This is a genomic window from Microcoleus sp. AT3-D2, assembly GCF_036705715.1.
GTDB lineage: Bacteria > Cyanobacteriota > Cyanobacteriia > Cyanobacteriales > Microcoleaceae > Microcoleus.
This window is the reverse complement of record NZ_JAUBVE010000013.1, coordinates 58,919-78,028: the sequence shown is the minus strand read 5'-3', so window position 1 is coordinate 78,028 and position 19,110 is coordinate 58,919. Positions and strand designations below refer to the sequence as shown.

At 44.8% G+C, this 19,110-nt stretch carries 16 protein-coding genes and 1 tRNA gene; 8 read left to right on the top strand and 9 right to left on the bottom strand.

Annotated features, from left to right (window positions below; translation table 11 throughout):
* Positions 1–168 precede the first annotated feature (168 nt).
* The gene (locus tag QUB44_RS08320; RefSeq protein WP_333365433.1) at positions 169–1,227 is read left to right on the top strand and encodes a potassium channel protein; all 1,059 of its coding nucleotides are present in this window, start codon (positions 169–171) and stop codon (positions 1,225–1,227) included.
* A gap of 469 nt (positions 1,228–1,696) precedes the next feature.
* Here QUB44_RS08320 and QUB44_RS08315 read toward each other — a convergent pair.
* Both QUB44_RS08315 and pyk read right to left on the bottom strand, forming a co-directional pair.
* Positions 1,697–1,768 (bottom strand) — tRNA-Thr (locus QUB44_RS08315).
* Between the two features lie 94 nt (positions 1,769–1,862).
* On the bottom strand, positions 1,863–3,650 hold the full coding sequence (gene pyk / locus QUB44_RS08310) for a pyruvate kinase (RefSeq protein ID WP_333227193.1): 1,788 nt from the start codon (positions 3,648–3,650) through the stop codon (positions 1,863–1,865).
* A 773-nt stretch (positions 3,651–4,423) separates the two neighbouring features.
* Between pyk and crtR the strand changes: the two genes are divergently transcribed.
* Positions 4,424–5,314: a beta-carotene hydroxylase gene (gene crtR, locus QUB44_RS08305; RefSeq protein ID WP_333365429.1), complete on the top strand. Its 891-nt coding sequence runs from the start codon at positions 4,424–4,426 to the stop codon at positions 5,312–5,314.
* A gap of 158 nt (positions 5,315–5,472) precedes the next feature.
* Here the strand turns inward: crtR and aroH are convergent, their stop codons facing one another.
* Together aroH and sppA are read right to left on the bottom strand one after the other, a co-directional pair.
* On the bottom strand, positions 5,473–5,898 hold the full coding sequence (gene aroH, locus QUB44_RS08300) for a chorismate mutase (protein ID WP_333159192.1): 426 nt from the start codon (positions 5,896–5,898) through the stop codon (positions 5,473–5,475).
* Between the two features lie 253 nt (positions 5,899–6,151).
* Positions 6,152–6,970 carry a signal peptide peptidase SppA gene (gene sppA, locus QUB44_RS08295; RefSeq protein ID WP_333135812.1) on the bottom strand — a complete coding sequence of 273 codons (819 nt, stop codon included), beginning with the start codon at positions 6,968–6,970 and terminating at the stop codon, positions 6,152–6,154.
* 271 nt (positions 6,971–7,241) lie between these two features.
* On the opposite strand from sppA, the gene QUB44_RS08290 reads away from it, so the two are divergent.
* Entirely contained in the window at positions 7,242–8,315 is a 1,074-nt protein-coding gene (locus QUB44_RS08290) for a DMT family transporter (protein WP_333365425.1), read from the top strand.
* 13 nt (positions 8,316–8,328) lie between these two features.
* On the opposite strand, the gene QUB44_RS08285 is transcribed toward QUB44_RS08290, so the two are convergent.
* Genes QUB44_RS08285 through QUB44_RS08270 form a run of 4 tightly spaced genes read right to left on the bottom strand, consistent with a single transcriptional unit; the run spans position 8,329 to position 11,010 of the window.
* Complete coding sequence (locus tag QUB44_RS08285; RefSeq protein WP_333365422.1) at positions 8,329–8,748, bottom strand: PIN domain-containing protein; 420 nt, start codon at positions 8,746–8,748, stop codon at positions 8,329–8,331.
* A complete protein-coding gene (locus QUB44_RS08280) occupies positions 8,745–9,044 on the bottom strand; it encodes a hypothetical protein (RefSeq protein WP_333365419.1) in 300 nt (99 codons plus the stop codon). The genes QUB44_RS08285 and QUB44_RS08280 overlap by 4 nt, the downstream gene beginning before the upstream one ends.
* Before the next feature lie 51 nt (positions 9,045–9,095).
* The gene (locus tag QUB44_RS08275) at positions 9,096–9,767 is read right to left on the bottom strand and encodes a phage tail protein (RefSeq protein WP_333365417.1); all 672 of its coding nucleotides are present in this window, start codon (positions 9,765–9,767) and stop codon (positions 9,096–9,098) included.
* 1 nt (position 9,768) lies between these two features.
* The gene (locus QUB44_RS08270; RefSeq protein ID WP_333365415.1) at positions 9,769–11,010 is read right to left on the bottom strand and encodes an AAA family ATPase; all 1,242 of its coding nucleotides are present in this window, start codon (positions 11,008–11,010) and stop codon (positions 9,769–9,771) included.
* 47 nt (positions 11,011–11,057) lie between these two features.
* On the opposite strand from QUB44_RS08270, the gene QUB44_RS08265 reads away from it, so the two are divergent.
* The 3 genes from QUB44_RS08265 (at position 11,058) to QUB44_RS08255 (ending at position 16,918) form a co-directional block, all read left to right on the top strand.
* Positions 11,058–11,906, top strand: a complete 849-nt coding sequence (locus QUB44_RS08265; protein ID WP_333365412.1) for a M28 family peptidase — start codon at positions 11,058–11,060, stop codon at positions 11,904–11,906.
* A gap of 145 nt (positions 11,907–12,051) precedes the next feature.
* Complete coding sequence (locus QUB44_RS08260) at positions 12,052–15,774, top strand: hydantoinase B/oxoprolinase family protein (RefSeq protein WP_333365409.1); 3,723 nt, start codon at positions 12,052–12,054, stop codon at positions 15,772–15,774.
* 28 nt (positions 15,775–15,802) lie between these two features.
* On the top strand, positions 15,803–16,918 hold the full coding sequence (locus QUB44_RS08255; protein WP_333159176.1) for a three-Cys-motif partner protein TcmP: 1,116 nt from the start codon (positions 15,803–15,805) through the stop codon (positions 16,916–16,918).
* Here the strand turns inward: QUB44_RS08255 and QUB44_RS08250 are convergent.
* Positions 16,896–17,684, bottom strand: a complete 789-nt coding sequence (locus QUB44_RS08250) for a phage Gp37/Gp68 family protein (RefSeq protein WP_333159175.1) — start codon at positions 17,682–17,684, stop codon at positions 16,896–16,898. The two genes, QUB44_RS08255 and QUB44_RS08250, sit on opposite strands and share 23 nt — an antisense overlap.
* 221 nt (positions 17,685–17,905) lie before the next feature.
* On the opposite strand from QUB44_RS08250, the gene QUB44_RS08245 reads away from it, so the two are divergent.
* Both QUB44_RS08245 and QUB44_RS08240 read left to right on the top strand, forming a co-directional pair.
* Complete coding sequence (locus tag QUB44_RS08245; RefSeq protein ID WP_333365406.1) at positions 17,906–18,553, top strand: sigma-70 family RNA polymerase sigma factor; 648 nt, start codon at positions 17,906–17,908, stop codon at positions 18,551–18,553.
* A 112-nt stretch (positions 18,554–18,665) separates the two neighbouring features.
* Complete coding sequence (locus QUB44_RS08240; protein WP_333046751.1) at positions 18,666–18,986, top strand: 2Fe-2S iron-sulfur cluster-binding protein; 321 nt, start codon at positions 18,666–18,668, stop codon at positions 18,984–18,986.
* The last annotated feature ends 124 nt before the right edge of the window (positions 18,987–19,110 follow it).

The window sequence follows — 19,110 nt, the reverse complement described above, 5'->3', positions numbered from 1 at the left end:
ATCCGTGGAGTCAATCGAAAATCGAAAATCCTCAAGCCCCCGCATTTATCCGTAGGGTCGCCTCTAAAATCTAAAATCTAAAATCTAAAATCGATTGACCGCCCCTGAGTCTACGGCTGATATCGTTACAATTGGTAGCAGGTAATAGGTAATAGGTCAGCCCGATCGGTGTATTCAACTCTAGAACAAAAGTACCAGCGCCTGCAAAAAGACTTAAGAAGCGGAGTCATCGCCCTTGGCGGCATTTTATGCACCGGTACTCTCTGGTATTGTCTGGTGGAAAAATGGTCTTTGCTCGATGCCGCTTACATGACAGTCTTTACCCTAGCAACTGTGGGCTACGGTGAACTTCAGCCCCTCGGCAAACGCGGGCGACTGTTTACCATATGCCTAATTTTGATGGGCGTGATTGTGATTGGTTTCATCGTCAACCGCTTTACAGAAGCGCTGATTGAAGGATATTTTCAAGAAGGAGCAAGAATTAGGCAGCAGCGACGATTGGTAGATTCTTTGATCGGGCATTACATTCTCTGCGGTTTTGGGCGCACGGGCCGCCAAATTGCCTTGGAATTTCAGGCCGAAAACATCTCTTTTGTGGTGATAGATTCGGCTGTACAGTCGGTTGAGGCAGCTTTGACGCTGGGCTACATGGCTGTCCAAGGAGACGCGACTTTGGACGAAATTTTGCTGAGTGTGGGGATCGATCGCGCAATTTGCATAGTAGCAGCTTTGCCTTCGGATGCCGAGAATTTATACACTGTCATGTCAGCGAAAACTCTGAATCCGAAGGTACGGGCGATCGCCCGCGCCACCACAGAAGAAGCCGTAAAGAAGTTGCAGCGGGGCGGGGCCGATGCCGTTGTATCCCCCTACATTACCGGGGGAAAGCGCATGGCGGCGGCGGCTTTGCGGCCTCAAGTTATGGATTTTTTAGACGGTGTTTTGACGGGTACCGACAGTTCTTTTTACATGGAAGAATTTTTGGTCGATCCCAATAGTTGTGTCTACGTTGGGGAAACTTTGAGAAATGCCAAGTTGCGATCGCAATCGGGGGCCTTGGTTTTAGCGGTGCGGCGCGCTGGCGGGACTTTGATTGTCGGGCCTACTGGAGAAACTGCGATCGAAGGAGGAGATATGCTGATTTGTTTGGGTACCGCAGAACAACTGCGAACTCTCAATCAAATCCTCAGTCCCCTGAGTTTTCGCCTCCCCCGGCCCCCAAAGTAATACGATGTCAGGTTTGTAGTCAGGAATGTAAGTCCTCTGTTGACTGTTGACTGTTGACTGTTGACTGTTGAAAGAGTGGTCGAAAAACTGAATTGTTGAGTGTTAAATGTTGACTCGATTTTATTATTCCAATGCAACCGGAAACGATAGGATATCAAATCCGTTGGCATCGGAATTATTCATCTCTCTCTTCCCTTTCTCTGTATCCTCTGTGTCCTCTGCTGTTTCATCATATACAACCGGAATTGATATGAAAACTGACTGTTTGGACATTTGAACAATACCGAACCGATGCAACCGGAAACGATATGATTAAAAAAATTCATAATCTCCACCACACAAGGATTTAGGGAAAATAAAAATGCTCTCGGCTACTTTGCCGAGAGCATTTTTGAGCAGTTAAACTGCGTTTTGCTACAAATTTGCTACATTCTCACAAATCCTAAAATCAAAAATCGCTGAAACCCAAAGCCGATGGTGGGATTTGAACCCACGACCGTTCGATTACGAATCGAATACTCTACCCCTGAGCTACATCGGCACAGACAATTTTGAATTATAGCACAACCTAAGCGATAAAAGCAACGAGTTGTAGAATTTAATTCAAAACTCCACAACTCGTAGCTCACCAACAGTTAAACGGTGACTTCCGCGTCAGTTGAGCCGCCTCTGGCCCCGGAATAAACTAAACCCCGCTGCATATCCAGCGTCAGCATAGTTCCGTCGCGAATTACGCGCGTGGCATTCTTTACGCCCACCATCACCGGCACGCCCAAGCGCAAACCGATAATCGCGGCGTGAGAAGTCAAACTGTCCTCTTCCGTCACTACACCTGCGGCTTTCCGAATCATCTCGACAAAAGCAACACTGGTGCGTTCCACTACCAAAATTTCTCCAGCGTGGAAATTGCCTACATCCGCAGCAGTGCGAGCAACCCTGGCCATGCCACTTACCGATCCCAAACCGACACCGGTGCCTTTGCCTAAAACTGCTGTCACTACTTCAACTTTGATCAAATCCGTTGATCCGGCAACGCCTTGCAGAGTACCGGCGGTCATCACCACTAAATCTCCGTCGCACACTAACTCTTTTTCCTGGGCGACTGTCATGGCAGAGTGAAATGTCTGGCCGGTGGAGGGCAAATCCAGCACCAGCAAGGGTTTTACTCCCCATACTAATTGCAGTTGTCGGGCTACGTCTACGTGAGGAGTAACTGCCAAAATCGGAGTTTTGGGCCGGAACTTCGAGACATTTCGGGCTGTGGCGCCGGTTTTGGTCAGCGTCATGATGGCAGCGGCGTTCAATTGTTCAGAGATTTGGCTGACTGCTTGGCTGATGCCGTTGGGGATCGATCGACCAATATCTTCTACATTCCTAATATTCCGCTTTATTCCTTCCCTCTCCATCCGCACCGCAATTCTCGCCATCGTCGCCACCGCTTCGACGGGGAACTTGCCGACAGCGGTTTCATTCGAGAGCATCACTGCATCAGTTCCGTCAAGAATCGCGTTTGCCACGTCGGAAATCTCGGCGCGGGTGGGACGGGGATTGTTGACCATGCTGTCGAGCATCTGGGTAGCGGTAATTACCGGAATACCCAGGCGGTTGGAGGTAGCAATCAGCCGCTTTTGCAAAATCGGCACATCTTCGGCGGGTAGTTCCACTCCCAAATCGCCACGGGCGACCATCACGCCGTTGCAAAGGGTGAGAATTTCCTCCATTTGTTCGATCGCCTCGTGCTTTTCGATCTTAGCAATCACCGGTACTTGCTTGCCCGCACTGGCAATCAGCTCTTTAATTTCGAGCACATCTTGGGGATTCCGCACAAAGCTCAGGGCTACCCAATCGACACCTTGGTCGAGGCCGAACATTAAATCTTTGCGGTCTTTATCAGTCAGCGCTTTAATTGACAGGTAAACTCCCGGAAAATTCACGCCTTTGTTGTTGGAAAGCGGCCCGCCGACGACGACGCGGCAGTACAATTCCCGCGCCGCGCGGTCTACTTTTTCGACCAGCATTTCCACTTTGCCGTCGTCAAGCAGAATTACTGCTCCCTCTGGAACTTCGTCTGCTAGGGGGTCGTAGGTAACGGAAGAAATGAGTTCGGTGCCGGGAACTTGGCGACTGGTGAGAATGAAAGGATCGCCGTTTTTGACAACTATAGAGCCTGTCTCAAAACGCCCTAAACGAATTTTCGGGCCTTGGAGGTCTTGGAGGATGGCTACCGGCTGGTTGAGTTCAAAGGATGTTTGCCGGATTAAGCGAATGCTGCGCTGGTGGTCTTCTTCTGTTCCGTGGGAAAAGTTGAGTCGCAAAGTTGTGGCACCGGCTTCTATGAGCTGGCGCAGCACTTGTGGATCCGAAGTTGCTGGGCCAATGGTGGCGACGATTTTAGTCCGGCGTAGGGCTTTTGGCAATTGCATCAGCGGTGTTCTGGGGAGGCAGGTGGATTTAGTGTTTAAATTTCGGCTAACGTTTCATCAGAAAAATGGGCGGAGCGTAGCGGAGGGCTGAAACCCCGTCCTTCTAGGACGGCTTTACATTGGATTGGGGTGGAGGGGTATGGTTGCCCCTCCGTGGAGATGTGGTCTTCTCCAAAACTCCCTTACGGGTAAAGTTAGCTTCGCCAATGTTTTGAGAGCTTGTTAAACTTGCAGCACTGTTTCAGTGACCTTAAAACTGTTTAACTGCAAATGACAGGGCAGGGGACTAGCTTCGCATCCCAGGGTGTCGTGACTCAAAAAACGTAGACCTCGAAAGTCTTAGGCTGGTCAGGACGGCTCGCAAGAATCTCTTACAAGCCTCATGCCTGATAGCTGAGGTTCCTGACTACAAGCAATGACGCTACTCTCAAGTCTTAAAAATTTTGATAGTCGTCAAGAAAGCAGGTATTGAACAATATATAGAATATCTGACTTTTTACCCATCGGTAATTTTTTCTTGGGGAGCGCTCTTTTTTGCAAATTTTTCCGATCTCAGGCTTGACATAAATACAGACATACCCATTTATTTTATTTGGTCTGCTGAACTCTTTTGGCTAATTTAGGACTGGTATCCTTGTACAACAGCAATACTTTGCTGCTTGTACAGACGCTAGTTTCTGGCGATCGAACTCAGTTCTTTCATAAAACTTTACTATTGTCCGGCTTGTATCTTATACTACGCAAGTGTGAAATATTAAGGAGTCTTAACAAAGATGTCGGAGGCAGGACGGCCGCTGACAGTGCCGAAAGAGTTTCTGAGTCCTCCCGGTGACTTTAATCCGACACTGCTGCTGTTTTTGAGTGCAGTAGCGATTATCGTGATTTCTTACTTGGGTTTCTGGTATTGGGAATGGCCCCAATGGTGCTGTTTTTTATTGAACGTGTTGGCTTTGCACATGGCTGGAACTGTGATTCACGATGCGTCTCATCATGCAGCCCATCGCGATCGCACAGTTAATGCTATTTTGGGACACGGTAGCGCCTTGATGTTGGGTTTTGCTTTCCCGGTGTTTACGCGGGTACATATGCAGCATCACGCCCACGTCAATGACCCAGATAACGATCCAGACCATTATGTTTCGACCGGCGGGCCTTTGTGGTTGATTGCTGCGAGGTTTTTTTACCACGAGATTTTCTTTTTTAAGCGCAAACTGTGGCGGAAATACGAATTATTGGAATGGTTTCTCAGCCGTTTGTTTGTGATTGCGATCGTGTATATCTCGATTCAATACGACCATTTAGATTACGTCCTGAATTTTTGGTTTTCTCCGGCTTTGGTGGTGGGGTTGGCGTTGGGGTTATTTTTTGATTATTTACCGCACCGTCCTTTTCACGAGCGCGATCGTTGGAAAAATGCCAGAGTATATCCTAGTCCTATTCTAAATATCTTGATTTTGGGGCAGAATTATCATCTGATTCATCACTTGTGGCCTTCTATTCCTTGGTACAATTACAAGCCTGCTTACGAAGCTGTGAAGCCGCTGTTGGATGAAAAGGGTTCCCCTCAAAGTTTGGGAATATTGGAAGGGAAAAAGGACTTTTGGAGTTTTATATATGACATCTTTTTAGGGATTAGGCTGCATCACAAGAAAGCGTCTGATTGACAAAAAACCCGGTTTCTTTGAGAAACCGGGTTTTTTTTATAACAAAAGCTTTTAACCATATATCCCCAGGGCAGGTTTTGTACTGTATCAAGTCCCGTAAAAAATAAACCCACCTGTAATGGTGAGTTAACTTTTAAATCAAGCCCAAAGTGAATCTATTATTTTTCCCCAGCCACCGCCACCGCTAAATTCCTATCGGGGCGCAAATTTTGAGCTCCCCGCAAATAAGGATGATAAATTTCAGTATGTGCCTGCCAGTTAACGTGAATTAAAAACCGGATGCAGCGTTCCAAAGCACCCTCAACGTGCATTTGCTGTACGTCCAACAAAGGAACATTACACCAGTGAGGACGTTCGCGGGCGATCGCGGCCGGAAACACAGCATCTAAATCACGAGTTGCAGAAAACGTAGCACTAATAATTAAATCGGGATTTATATCATTTTTTGCTTCTAATTCATCTAATAATTCTCTCACCGCTTCTCGAATTGCTGCCACCGAATTCTCGCTAGCAGTTGTTGCCCCACGAATCCCCCGCACTTGCCACTCCACGCAAATTTCCTCCATATTTTTGTTATTAGTCATTAGTCATTAGTCATTAGTTATTAGTCATTAGTCATACTAAATTAGGCTTAAATACCCACTTTATTTCTTAGTCCCCGCTTGAGTGGACTTCGTTTGTGTAGTTTTACCTCGAACTCGTAGGCGAAGCCAGCGCAAAGCGCTTATGATGGGCGAAGCGCCACATTTGAGTTTGAGGTCAACAGATTTCAATCGCCCAATCATCCAGGGAATAACGAATGACTACTGACTCCTGACTAATGACTAATTTATTTAATCACGGGCGATACATCCACAGCGGCAAACCGCTAGTAGAAAGCTCGAATTCCAGCACATTATTGTAAGCTGAAAGCCCAGATATATCCAGACTACTCCCCAAGACGCGATTTAGGAAAGGTTTTTGTTTTTCTAGGGTGCAAGACTCGGTTTTTTCCGGGTCGAGGCCAGCGAGTTCGGCGGCAAGGCGGCGAGCGTCCTCTTCTGTTCCCAGTCGATCGACCAAACCCAATTCTAAGGCTTGCTGACCAGTAAAAACGCGACCATCGGCAAAACTTTTCACTTTCTCAACACCCAAGTTCCGGGCTTCGGCAACGGTTTCCACGAATTGCTGGTAGCTGGTGTCGATCAAGTCTTGCAGAATTTGCTGTTCAGGATCGGTCAATTCGCGATCGAATGCCAAGATATCTTTATACGGCCCCGATTTAATCACCTGAAAAGAAACGCCTACTTTTTCTAACAGCCGTTCTAGATTGTTGCCCCGGATAATCACGCCAATGCTGCCGGTAATTGTACCGGGATTAGCAACGATATGCTCGGCTCCCATGCCGATGTAAACTCCGCCCGAAGCTGAAATATTGCCGAAACTGGCAACAATTTTGACTTTTTCGCGCAGACGCTTGAGTGCGCTGTAAATTTCCTGGGAATCGCCGACAGTGCCGCCGGGGCTGTCTATCCGCAGCAGCAAGGCGGGAAATTTGCGTTCTTCAACGGTTTTGAGAGCTTCTAGGACTCGTTTGCGGGTTTCTCCGGCAATGGCTCCGGTGATTTCGATACGGGCTATTTGTTTGCGGTAGCGGGGCTTGAATGGCCAAATCATGGGCAGTTTTCGGGCAATGTTACGGATTTTGGTAGCTAACTTCTAGTTTGACTCATCCGAGGGAAGAAGGCATTGGGATCTGGCAGAGGGAAGATTTTCCGCATCTGTGGTTCCCTCACTCTCGGACTCTTCCACTCTCTAAGTTTCGGGTTCCTCTGCCATAAGTGCGATCGAATTTAACTCAACAGCGATATATAATTGTAAAAATTGCTTAACAAATCTACATCATTCTCGTGAGAGCCAATCTCATCAATTATTTGGAGTCTCCGCCATGCAGCTAAAGCTTACCGATTCAAAACTGCCTTTTGCCCCGCTGTTGCTAATTGCGCCGTTTTTCCTGTGGGGAACCGCGATGGTAGCCATGAAGGGGGTGATGCCGCACACAACGCCGCTGTTTGTGGCATTCGTGCGTTTAGTACCTGCGGGCGTGTTGGTGCTGCTGGCGGCGGCATTCATGGGAAAACCGCAGCCGCAGGGTTGGAAAGCTTGGCTGTGGATTTCGCTGTTTGCTTTGGTTGACGCTACTTTGTTTCAAGGCTTTTTAGCCGAAGGTTTGGCGAGAACCGGTGCGGGTTTGGGTTCGGTGATGATTGATTCTCAACCGCTAGCTGTGGCGATTTTGTGTTTGTGGCTGTTTCAAGAAAAAATAGGTTTTTGGGGCTGGTTGGGATTAGTTATTGGCGTTGCGGGCATCAGTTTGATCGGGTTGCCCGATGGCTGGATTTTGGGGCTTTTTCATCCTGAAAACAGGCAGGTTTCTGCGGGTATCGAACAGTTGTTTCAGGGTGGAGAATGGTTGATGCTGTTGGCTGCTTTGTCGATGGCTGTGGGTACGGTTTTGGTGCGCTGGGTTTGCCGTTATGTTGACCCGGTGGTGGCGACTGGTTGGCACATGATTTTGGGCGGTTTGCCGCTGTTGGCAATTTCGGCTGCAACTGAGTCTGAACAGTTTGTGAATATCGATTTTTCCGGCTGGATGGCGTTAGGTTATTCTACTGTGTTCGGAAGTGCGATCGCCTACGGTTTATTCTTTTATTTTGCTTCAAGTGGCAGTCTAACAAGTTTAAGTTCTCTTACCTTTCTTACGCCTGTATTTGCTTTGCTGTTCGGCAATTTGTTCTTGGGCGAAGTGCTCAATCCGTTGCAATCGATGGGAGTTGGGCTGACTTTGGTTAGTATTTATTTGATTAACCAGCGGGATACTTTGGGTGAGAAATTGAAGAAAGTGCGATCGGGTGAAGCGAGTGCAGAAGTTGAAGCAACAGGATTATTAGAATCGTCTGAGTTGAATTCTGTAGAATTACCCGTGCAGTTGCGGGTTAGCGAATTTGAATCAGAAGTTTAGCAGGTGGAAAAGTTTAGGGAGAATTGGTTAATTCTTGAATTAACTGATTTGGAGTTAAAATCCTAGGAGTAGTAACTGGAAAATCTCGCGGGTTGCGGGTGACAATGGCATCAATTCGATTGATTACAGCAGTGCTGTACTGAATCGCATCTTCAAAATCCTTGAAGTTGCAAGTTAATGCCATTGAAATCACAGAGTTATCTACGGTTGCTACTTGACAAAATGTGGCTAGCTGCCGCAAAAAATCCAGCGTCCAATCGCGACCTCTGTTTCTGCGGATAATATAGTAAAGGTCGCTAAAAGTTGAGGCTGAAATATAGCCTTGAATTTGTGCTTCTTCAACAAAAGTTAAAATGCGATCGCTCTCAGAAAAGAAAGGTTCTCGTTCGAGCGCAACATCTACTATTATATTGGTGTCTATCAGGATTTTCACAAGTTATGTTTTTCCTTTAAATATTCCCATTTTGCTTGTTTGTCTGGATCGTCAAAATCCAGCGGTTCCGGTACAGCATCTCGATCGAATAAACCTTGAAATGCCTTCACGTTAGTTTTAAACTTTTTTTGAGGTGCTTCAGGTGCGATCGCATTTTCTGACGCGCTGGCTTGTTTAACCGTATCAGCTAGCTGCAAGACGATGATTTCTACATCTCCCGGCGGCATATTCACGGGTTCCACAACTACCAAGTTGCCAGTTGCATCGATTTTACCTCTCAGTTTGTATGCTTGCATGGTAATCTCCGATAACTATGTTTCTATTATATGACATAATAACTTGCTTCATTACCAATCCTCTTCATCACCAATCTTAATGTCTCTGCTTTGAATCTCTTCTATAAAAATTTTAAAACTGGGATTTTCTGCGTAATGCTTGATCAAAACTTTAGGCTTGCTATATTGTTCTGAAATTACTCGATAATATTTAGGATTTTTAGCATCGATCCTAAACTTGTGTTTTTTCTCAACTTGCAGATTTAAAGTATCGAGACAGTTTTTAACTTTAGATTTTTTCTTTTTGTCCGTATAATACAGTGGAAGCAACCAACACTCAATAGAATGTACGGAGATTGCAAATATAATTTTTTGTTGATATTTGCTGTAAAAATCATCGCCGCTTGCACCCCTAAACTTTTCAATAACTTTTTCAATTAACTGCTGAGGAGTAAATTCACCGTTTTCATCTTGCTTGGGGATATTATAATCTTCTGAAACATCCGTATCTATTTGGATAATGATATAGTCAATAAATTGCAATGCTTCTTGAAAATCTCTTGACTTACAATAATTAAAAACTAGAGTCCAGCCGCCGTATGTGGATTTATTGTCATTGTCTTTATCTCTTTCTGGTTGAAGTTGTGTGATAACTAAATCTGGACTATTGAAATATCCTGCTAAAATATTTTCAATCACAATCTGGTCAGTCAATCCCTCAGTAATTAATCCAAAACTAATCATATTAAAAATTCTTAGGAAGTCCTCCGATATAGCCCCTCAAAAAAGCCTCGGATAATTTTACAGGTTCCTGTCCTTCGAGAGGTTCAGGTTTGAGAATGCGTCTAGCTTTAGTATGCCCTAATTGGTTGCGGTAGATCACAAACAGCCGCTGTTCATCATCATCTAAATCTAAACCGTCCAAAACTGCCGGGTTGTGGGTTGTGAATATAACTTGTTTGTCCTGTTTTTTTGCTAATTCGACTAATTCTTGCATTAATCGGCGACACAATCTGGGGTTGAGGGAAGCATCAATGTTATCTATTGCAAAAAATTTAGGAGTGAGATCGCTAATAAATAAAGCAAAGTAAAAAAGCAAAAACAAAAACCCTTCATTAGAACTTCTTTGATCGAAGTAAGCTAAATCGGGATCTAAGTATCTATCTTTAATTTGGAGAGAGTTTTGAATACTTGATAAATTTGGAGGAGCTTCAAAATCTTGAAACCAATCTATCAATTGCAGTTTTTTCTTGATTTCATAAAGCTGCTCCTGGTTATCTGAATTCAAAACTTTTAATAGTTTAAACAAGCCTTCTCCATTAATGCCTAATGGTTGAATTTGCCCTTCTTTTTCAAAAGTTCGTAAGGCTAGATTTTCAGGAGAGTAAATGGTAAATTTAATTAATGATGAGAATAATTTAGAAGAATCATAAAATTTTCTAAAAGATAAGTTAATAGAACGTAATAAAATTTCTGGTGGTATTGCCTTTAACATTGCTTTTAAAGTTTCTTGTTGTTTTATTTTTAATGGTTCTTCTTTGGGATTTTTCGATGCTTCTTGTTGTGAATTATCTATCGACATAACATCTTCTGTGGTTCCCAATTTTGAAAAAACATTATCTATAGAACTGTTAGTAACTATATCCTTCTTTTTACTAACCCACTGAGAATATGGAGAGTTATCATTATGTAAAATACAACTAAATTTTTCTTCATCATTTCCTTTGATATCGATTTCAATATCTTTAACCAAATTTTTGATTTCAAAAGCCGATCGCATAAATTGAGGTTCTGTAACTCTGATGCCCCGAGAAGCTAAAAACTCGTTATCCAGCTTATCATCTGCCGCCGCAGAAGCCAGGGCGATCGCCTCTAGGATATTACTCTTGCCGCAGCCATTTTCACCGATCAATACAGTTACTCGTCCTAACTCTAGCTTCAGCTTTTGAATGGACTTATAATTTTCGATTCTGACTTCTCCAATCATAATTCAATCCCATATAATCTTAATGTACTCATTGTATCTCCGATCGCATGAATCTCAAAGAACGCTTGCACAGCCATCTGATTCAAATTGTACGCGATCGCAATCCATACCTCGCATCCGAAGGGCATTTTTATGTTCAGCAATACATCCGCGAACAGTTGGCACAGTGGGGAACTGTAGAAATTGACGATTTTTCGGTGCGCGGCCGAATTCATCACAATTTTATCTTGGATTTACCCCCCTTAGATCGGGCGAGTAAGAAGCGGTTGCCGCCGATCGTAATTGGTGCTCATTACGATACTGCACCCGGATCACCTGGGGCGGATGATAATGCTACTGGTGTTGCTGTTTTCCTGGAACTCGCAAGGGAGATCGCATCTGCGCCGCTCAAATATCCAGTGCAATTAGTCGCCTTCGATATGGAAGAATACGGTTATTTGGGAAGCAGTCATCATGCAGCTAAATACAAGCAACAGCAAAAGTCAATCCGGTTAATGATTTCTTTGGAAATGTTGGGTTATTGCAACCATAATCCTAATTCTCAAAGCTATCCCGCTGGCTTGAAATATTTTTATCCAAATAGTGGCAATTTTATTGCTTTAATTGGCACTTTGCGGACGGTTCCCGATTTGATTAATTTGAGTGGCAAAATTCGCAAATCTGGTCAGCCCTGCGAGTGGCTGCCGGTGCCGAATCGAGGTTTAATTGTGCCGGATACTCGCCGCAGCGATCATGTTCCTTTTTGGGATAATGGTTATCCGGCTATTATGGTGACTGATACTGCTAATATGCGAAATCCGCATTATCATCGAGAAAGCGATAGGATTGAGACTTTGGATTTGGATTTTCTGGCTGGTGTTTGTCAGGGGTTAGTCAAGGGCATTCGACATCTATAATTAACACGATCGATCGCCTGCTAGTTTGAGCGGTCAGAAATTATGACTTTTATGACGAGAAGTTATGAATTTTATGAATTGACTCGAACAGAATTTTGTTGAATACTTGTAAATTAATCAAGCAAAAATTTCAAAAAAAAGAGATATGAATCCTACTTATCCCGATCGCACTCGCTGGCAATTTTGGATCGATCGCGGCGGTACTTTTACCGATATTGTCGCCAACAGCCCCGACGGTAAATTAGTCATTCACAAGCTGCTGTCGGAAAACCCAGAACGCTACACCGACGCCGCTGTTCAAGGAATTCGCGATATTTTGAGAATTCCCGCAGATGTTCCCATACCCGCCACCGAAATTGAAGCGATTAAAATGGGGACGACGGTGGCGACAAATGCTTTGCTGGAACGAAAGGGCGATCGCACAATTCTGTTAATTACTAAAGGTTTCGGCGATGCGCTGAGAATTGGCTATCAAAACCGCCCGAATATTTTCGCGCGTCACATTGTTTTGCCCCAGATGCTGTACGATCGAGTTATTGAAGTTGCAGAACGCTACAGCGCTCAAGGTGAGGAGTTAACTGCTGTCAATCCCGAATTTATCCCGTCTTTGCAGCAAGCATACGATGAGGGAATTCGCAGTTGTGCGATCGTATTCATGCACGGCTACCGCTACTCGGAACACGAAAAACAAGTTGCTAAAATAGCGAAAGAAATTGGCTTTACTCAAATTTCAGTATCTCACGAAGTTAGCCCGCTGATGAAACTGATTTCGCGGGGAGATACTGCGGTTGTCGATGCTTATTTATCTCCGATTTTACGGCGTTATGTCGAACAAGTAATCAGTCAGTTAATAGAGGCAGATTCCGGGAACGAGGGATTATTAATGCCCAATGCCCAATCCCCAATGCCCAATTCCCAATTCCCCAAATTAATGTTTATGCAATCGAATGGCGGCTTAGTGGACGCCGCACAATTTCAAGGAAAAAACAGTATTTTATCCGGGCCTGCTGGGGGAATTGTCGGTGCTGTTCAAACCAGCAAAAAGGCAGGTTTTGATAAAATTATTACCTTTGATATGGGCGGAACTTCCACAGATGTTGCCCATTTTAACGGCGAATACGAACGCGAATTTGAGACGGAAATTGCTGGGGTGAGATTGCGATCGCCCGTGATGGCAATTCACACTGTAGCAGCCGGCGGCGGTTCAATTGTCTTTTTTGACGGGGCTCGCTACCGCGTCGGGCCGGAGTCTGCAGGGGCCAATCCTGGGCCTGCTTGCTATCGCAAAGGCGGCCCCTTGACGGTGACTGATTGCAATGTGATGTTGGGGAAAATTCAACCGGATTTTTTCCCGAAAGTATTTGGATTGAATGGAGATTTGCCGATCGCCCCTGACGTAGTAAAGCAAAAATTTGGACAATTAGCGGGGGAAATTGGGGGCGAGAGGACGGCCGAAGAGGTGGCGGAGGGTTTTTTGGCGATCGCAGTGGAAAAGATGGCAAATGCTGTCAAAAAAATCTCGCTTCAGCGCGGTTACGATGTTTCGGAGTATACATTGTGCTGTTTCGGCGGTGCGGGCGGCCAACACGCTTGTGCGATCGCTGATGCTTTGGGGATGAAACGGGTATTTATTCACCCTTATGCGGGTGTGTTGTCCGCTTACGGTATGGGTTTGGCTGATGTGCGGGCTATTCGCGAAAGGGCGATCGAGGAACAATTAAATCCAGAATTATTACCTGATTTACATTATATTTTAACCCTACTGGAGGCTGAGGGAAAGAGGGAATTGAACCGCAGAGGCGCAGAGAACACAGAGAATGAGTCTGAGGTTTTAGTTGTTAGCAAGTTGCGCTTAAAATATCAGGGAAGTGACTCGGTTTTGGCGGTAAATTTTGCTGACAATATTGAGGTCATGCAGGCTGAATTTGAAGCATCCCACCGACAGCGTTACAGTTTTATTATGCCAGAAAAACCGCTGATTGTGGAAGCGGTTTCGGTGGAAGTTGTAGAAAGAATGGATGTGCCGGAAGCATCCACAATTTCCCCCTCTGGTGGGACGCGCATCTTGCCTGTGCAACCAATTTCAACCGTGCAAACCTATGTTGCTGGCGGGTGGCGGGAAACGCCTGTTTATCAGAGAGACGATTTGCGATCGGGCGACTGCATAGAAGGCCCTGCTATGATTGTTGAAGCTACGGGAACTAATATCATAGAACCGGGCTGGGAAGCGGTATTAACAGAAAGAAACGATATAATTTTGAACCGCAAATGCACGCAGATGGACGCAGATAATATCCGCGTTCATTCGCGTTTATCTGCGGTTAAATCAGATCCGGTTTTGCTGGAAATCTTTAATAATTTGTTTCGGGCGATCGCGGAACAAATGGGCGTCACATTGCAAAACACAAGTTCCTCAGTCAACATCAAAGAACGTCTCGACTTTTCCTGTGCAATTTTCGACAAAAACGGGCAATTAGTTGCCAACGCGCCGCACATTCCCGTACATTTGGGTTCGATGAGCGAAAGCGTTGAAGCTTTAATTTTAACACAAGGCAATGCGATTCAACCCGGCAATGTTTATGTTTCTAACAATCCCTACAACGGCGGCACGCATTTACCAGATATCACCGTTATTACTCCAGTATTTGCTCGTGATTCCTCCCTTCCTTTGTTTTATGTTGCCTCGCGGGGACACCACGCCGACATCGGCGGCATTACTCCCGGTTCCATGCCTCCCAACAGTACAACAGTAACTGAAGAAGGTGTATTGCTTGACAATTTCCTGTTAGTAAGCGAGGGCAATTTTCGAGAAAAAGAATTACTAGAACTTCTGACAGCGGGGAATTTTCCTGTTCGCAATTACGCTCAAAATATAGCCGATTTGCAAGCACAAATTGCTGCTAACAAGCGCGGAGCCGAAGAACTTCTCAAGATGGTAGAGCATTATGGATTAGAGACTGTGCAAGCTTATATGGGCTTCGTACAAGACAATGCGGAAGAGTCGGTACGCAGGGTAATTGATGTTTTGCAAGATGGCGAATTTACTTATCCGATGGATAGCGGCGGACAAATTAAGGTAGCGATTACAATTGACAAATCTGCGCGCAGTGCAAAAATAGATTTTACTGGCACTTCCGGTCAACAAACCAACAATTTTAATGCTCCGGCTGCGGTGTGCAAAGCCGCTGTTTTGTATGTTTTCCGCACATTAGTAGATGACGATATTCCTCTAAATGCGGGCTGTTTGAAACCTCTCGAAATCATCAATCCCGAAGGCTGTATGCTGAATCCTCGCTATCCAGCGGCGGTAGTTGCCGGAAATGTGGAAACATCGCAGAATATTACCGATGCTTTGTATTGTGCTTTGGGAGTGATGGCTGCTTCTCAGGGAACTATGAATAATTTTACCTTTGGAAATCAGCGCTATCAATATTATGAAACTATTTGTGGCGGTTCGGGTGCGGGGGCAATTTTTGATGGTACTGATGCGGTACAAACTCACATGACTAATTCGCGTTTAACAGACCCAGAAGTATTAGAATGGCGCTTCCCGGTGTTGTTAGAAAGTTTTGCAATTCGGGCTAATAGTGGGGGGAATGGATCTCATAGTGGCGGTAATGGAGTTGTGCGGCGAGTGCGGTTTCGGGAGGCGATGACGGCGGGAATTTTATCGGGGCGGCGGGTGATTTCTCCTTGCGGTTTGAATCGGGGTGAAGCGGGGAAAGTTGGACGGAATTATGTTGAAACGGTTGATGGAAAAGTTGAGGAATTGGGGAGTACGGCGAGTGTGGAAATGCAGTCTGGGGATGTGTTTGTAATTGAAACTCCGGGGGGCGGAGGTTATGGTACTATTATGCAGTATCCGTAAAAGGAACTAGAGTGTAGAGGTAACAGTGATGGCTGACAGTTCTTTCTTTGATGAGTCCAGAGATAATTCTTTAGTGAAATCAGAAATAGTTGCTAAATACTTTTGGGCTTGGGCAAAGGTAATTATACCAAGAGCCAAGAAATGGAATAGTAACATTGCCTATATTGATTTGTTCTCTGGGCCCGGTCGCTATCAAGACGGTTCTAAGTCTACTCCACTACTTATATTGGAACGTGCTATTGCCGATCCAGATATGTCAGAAATGCTAGTAACACTGTTTAATGATAAAGACTCCAATAATACTCACTCTCTCCAACAGGCTATAGCAGCCATCCCCAACATAGGTAGATTACAACATGAACCAAAAGTTTTAAATAAGGAGGTTGGAGAAGAAATCGTCCAAGAAGTTCGGCAAATTAATAATGTTCCTACACTCTTTTTTATTGATCCTTGGGGTTACAAAGGCTTGTCACTTAGACTAATTGGTTCACTAATCATTAGTTGGGGATGCGATTGCATATTTTTCTTCAACTACAACCGGATTAATATGGGGTTGAATAATGCAGCAGTAGAGTCCCATATGAACGCCCTTTTTGGTAAAGAACGAGCAGATCATCTGAGAGAACACCTTGAGTCGAAGCAACCAGACGAGCGAGAGTTAATAATTGTGGAAGCTATCTGTCAGGCATTGAAAGAAATAGGTGGTTCATATGTACTACCCTTTGGGTTCAAAAATGAGAGCGGCAATAGGACTAGCCATCACCTGATTTTTGTATCAAAGAATGTATTGGGTTATTCAATTATGAAAGGTGTCATGGCTGGAGAAAGCTCTAGTTTTAAACAAGGTGTTCCGTCTTTAGAGTACAATCCAGCGCCACCCAAGTATCCTTTGTTATATGAACTTTACCGACCTCTTGATGAGCTTGAGAATATGCTTATGGATGAATTTGCAGCTCAGACATTAACTAGAGTAGACATTTATAATCGCCATCACGTTGGCAAGCGCTACATTGAGAAAAACTACAGGGAGGTTTTGCTTAAACTGGAGGCGGAGGGAAAAATTATCACCGATCCACCTGTTAATAAAAGAAGAAAAAATACACTGGCAGAGACGGTAAAAATCACATTTCCAGCAAAGCAGTAACACCTACGTTGTTGCTTTTTCGATTGGGTTCCAGTGCGTGCTGTTTGCACTTTGTTAAATGCCGCTCCAACACATCGGGCATCTCATCCCAAATTTTCCCATCCAACAGTCTCCCAGCAGCTTTAGGTGTTCTACCTCCCCATTGCTTAAAGAAAAACGCGACTCCAGCATCCTGACATTGATCCCGAATACTTTGTGCCCATTCGGCTTGCATCGGACGGTGTTTTTGCCCCGACTCTCCCCCAACTATTACCCAGTGAATTCCTGTTAAATCAAGCTGTAACGGCCCTAAAAGTGGTTCGCAGGATAAAAAGCGTACCTTTGCATTGACTTGTCGCAAATGATCCACCCGATGAACATAGTTTTGATTTTCAACAGACACCCCCATCCAAATATTATCCGACCACTCAAGTTGAGGAGCTAACTCTACTAAACGCTCATGTCGCTTCGTAAGAATTTGATAAATGTGGTGAGGAGTTTCACGCATTACATCAAAGACTTGTTTCAGAAATTCAAGAGAAACATCTTCATGGAACAAATCGCTCATTGAGTTAACAAAAATGCGACTCGGCTTTCGCCAACTCTTAGGTTCGTTCAAGCGCTTTGGGTATTCGGTTAAAGTAAATCCGTTAGGAAAATTAGTATGAAACCGTTTTGTTAATGCTTCGGCGTAACAATGTGTGCAGCCCGGACTAACTTTATCGCAGCCTGTTGTAGGATTCCATGTTCGATCGCACCATTCGATACCAGTATTAATGCTAGACATACAATAACCTTACCATTGAAACAACTAATTATCTTTTTAGGTGCGCTGGATACATAGAGTTTATATGTATTAATTTAAATTAATGCAGCATCACCAACAACTCTATTATATAATTAATTGACTTAAATATCAACAGTTTTTAAGTAGTTGCCTCAAATGTAGATCGTAGTGTAGAATCGGGCTGCACCAGCATTTATTCTCCAAGCTATTCCAGAACAATTGTGCAAACACCTAATTTTTCAGAACTCAACCATCCTGTAGTCAAATCCCTGTTCCATCACAGCGATCAGGAATTATTGACCCTGTTTCAAAACCATCCCGATCAGGGTCGCTTCTTCACGGCGATTTTTTGCCGCTATGCTCAAATTGTACACTCCCTGATTCGCCATTCCGTACGATCGCCCGTACAAGGCGATTACCTGTTTGCCCACACTTGGCTGCACATCTATCACGAACTGCGAGGCCTGGATTTGCGCCGCGAGATCCAAGAGTCTGATGGCGGAAATCTCAGTCTCCAAAACTGGCTGATTAATGTTACCGCAGTCTGCATAAATCAAGCTGAATTGCCCCCTGTTGAGTCGATTCACTACTCTTTGCAATCGGCTCCGCCTCCCCTGTGGTGTTACGTCAAACAAGCCTTGGAATTGTTGGCGCCGCTGCCTCGTTTAGTGGTATTGATGGCTCAGACTTTCCGCTGGAGCGAAACTCGAATTGCCGCTTATTTGCAAGCAGAAGGCGAAGCTATTTCCCCCGCTCAGGTAAAGGCTTTGCTGCAAAAAGGATATCAAAGTTTAGAATCAAATTTGCCGGAGGATATTCGGGCTATTTATCTAGGTGAAAATCTCGATTATCAAGAAGCACTTGTCTAGATATACACGATATAAATCCGCCCTTTCTAGTTGTAGGGGCGGGTTTTACCCGAAATATTTGGTAGGACTAACAGCATCGTAAACCCGCCCTTTCGCGAGGAAGAAGGAAAAAATGGCAGTTTATCAAGTTCGGTTGGTGAATGAGGCTCTCGCGCTCGATCGCACGATCGCAGTACCAGACGACCAGTATATCTTAGATATGGCAGAAGATGCCGGCATTCGCTTGCCGAATGGATGCAAGCAAGGAGAGTGTTCTGCTTGCGTTGTCAAACTGCTGAGCGGTGAAATCGACCAAAGCGAACAAAAGTTTTTGAAGCCGTCTGAATTGCAAGCGGGCTATGCTGTTACTTGTGTGGCTTACCCGCTTTCTGACTGCACTTTGTTAACCCATCAAGAACAAGTTTTATATCAAGCTGCTCTTTATTTTAAGTAATACGAAATCGGTTTTTTACCATCTTTTCTTCTAGCCTCGCTTGGCGCCGTATTGCTTTGTAGAAGAGCGAATTATATTCGCCGATCAAATCGTTATCCAAGCAGATTTGGTGTCATGTAAGGTG

Bases quoted from the DNA above. Each gene is read 5' to 3' on its own strand.
- pyk (WP_333227193.1), bottom strand. From the start codon at position 3,650: ATGCAATTGCCAAAAGCCCTACGCCGGACTAAAATCGTCGCCACCATT.
- crtR (WP_333365429.1), top strand. From the start codon at position 4,424: ATGTCGGAGGCAGGACGGCCGCTGACAGTGCCGAAAGAGTTTCTGAGT.
- aroH (WP_333159192.1), bottom strand. From the start codon at position 5,898: ATGACTAATAACAAAAATATGGAGGAAATTTGCGTGGAGTGGCAAGTG.
- sppA (WP_333135812.1), bottom strand. From the start codon at position 6,970: ATGATTTGGCCATTCAAGCCCCGCTACCGCAAACAAATAGCCCGTATC.
- QUB44_RS08290 (WP_333365425.1), top strand. From the start codon at position 7,242: ATGCAGCTAAAGCTTACCGATTCAAAACTGCCTTTTGCCCCGCTGTTG.
- QUB44_RS08280 (WP_333365419.1), bottom strand. From the start codon at position 9,044: ATGCAAGCATACAAACTGAGAGGTAAAATCGATGCAACTGGCAACTTG.
- QUB44_RS08275 (WP_333365417.1), bottom strand. From the start codon at position 9,767: ATGATTAGTTTTGGATTAATTACTGAGGGATTGACTGACCAGATTGTG.
- QUB44_RS08270 (WP_333365415.1), bottom strand. From the start codon at position 11,010: ATGATTGGAGAAGTCAGAATCGAAAATTATAAGTCCATTCAAAAGCTG.
- QUB44_RS08265 (WP_333365412.1), top strand. From the start codon at position 11,058: ATGAATCTCAAAGAACGCTTGCACAGCCATCTGATTCAAATTGTACGC.
- QUB44_RS08260 (WP_333365409.1), top strand. From the start codon at position 12,052: ATGAATCCTACTTATCCCGATCGCACTCGCTGGCAATTTTGGATCGAT.
- QUB44_RS08255 (WP_333159176.1), top strand. From the start codon at position 15,803: ATGGCTGACAGTTCTTTCTTTGATGAGTCCAGAGATAATTCTTTAGTG.
- QUB44_RS08250 (WP_333159175.1), bottom strand. From the start codon at position 17,684: ATGTCTAGCATTAATACTGGTATCGAATGGTGCGATCGAACATGGAAT.
- QUB44_RS08240 (WP_333046751.1), top strand. From the start codon at position 18,666: ATGGCAGTTTATCAAGTTCGGTTGGTGAATGAGGCTCTCGCGCTCGAT.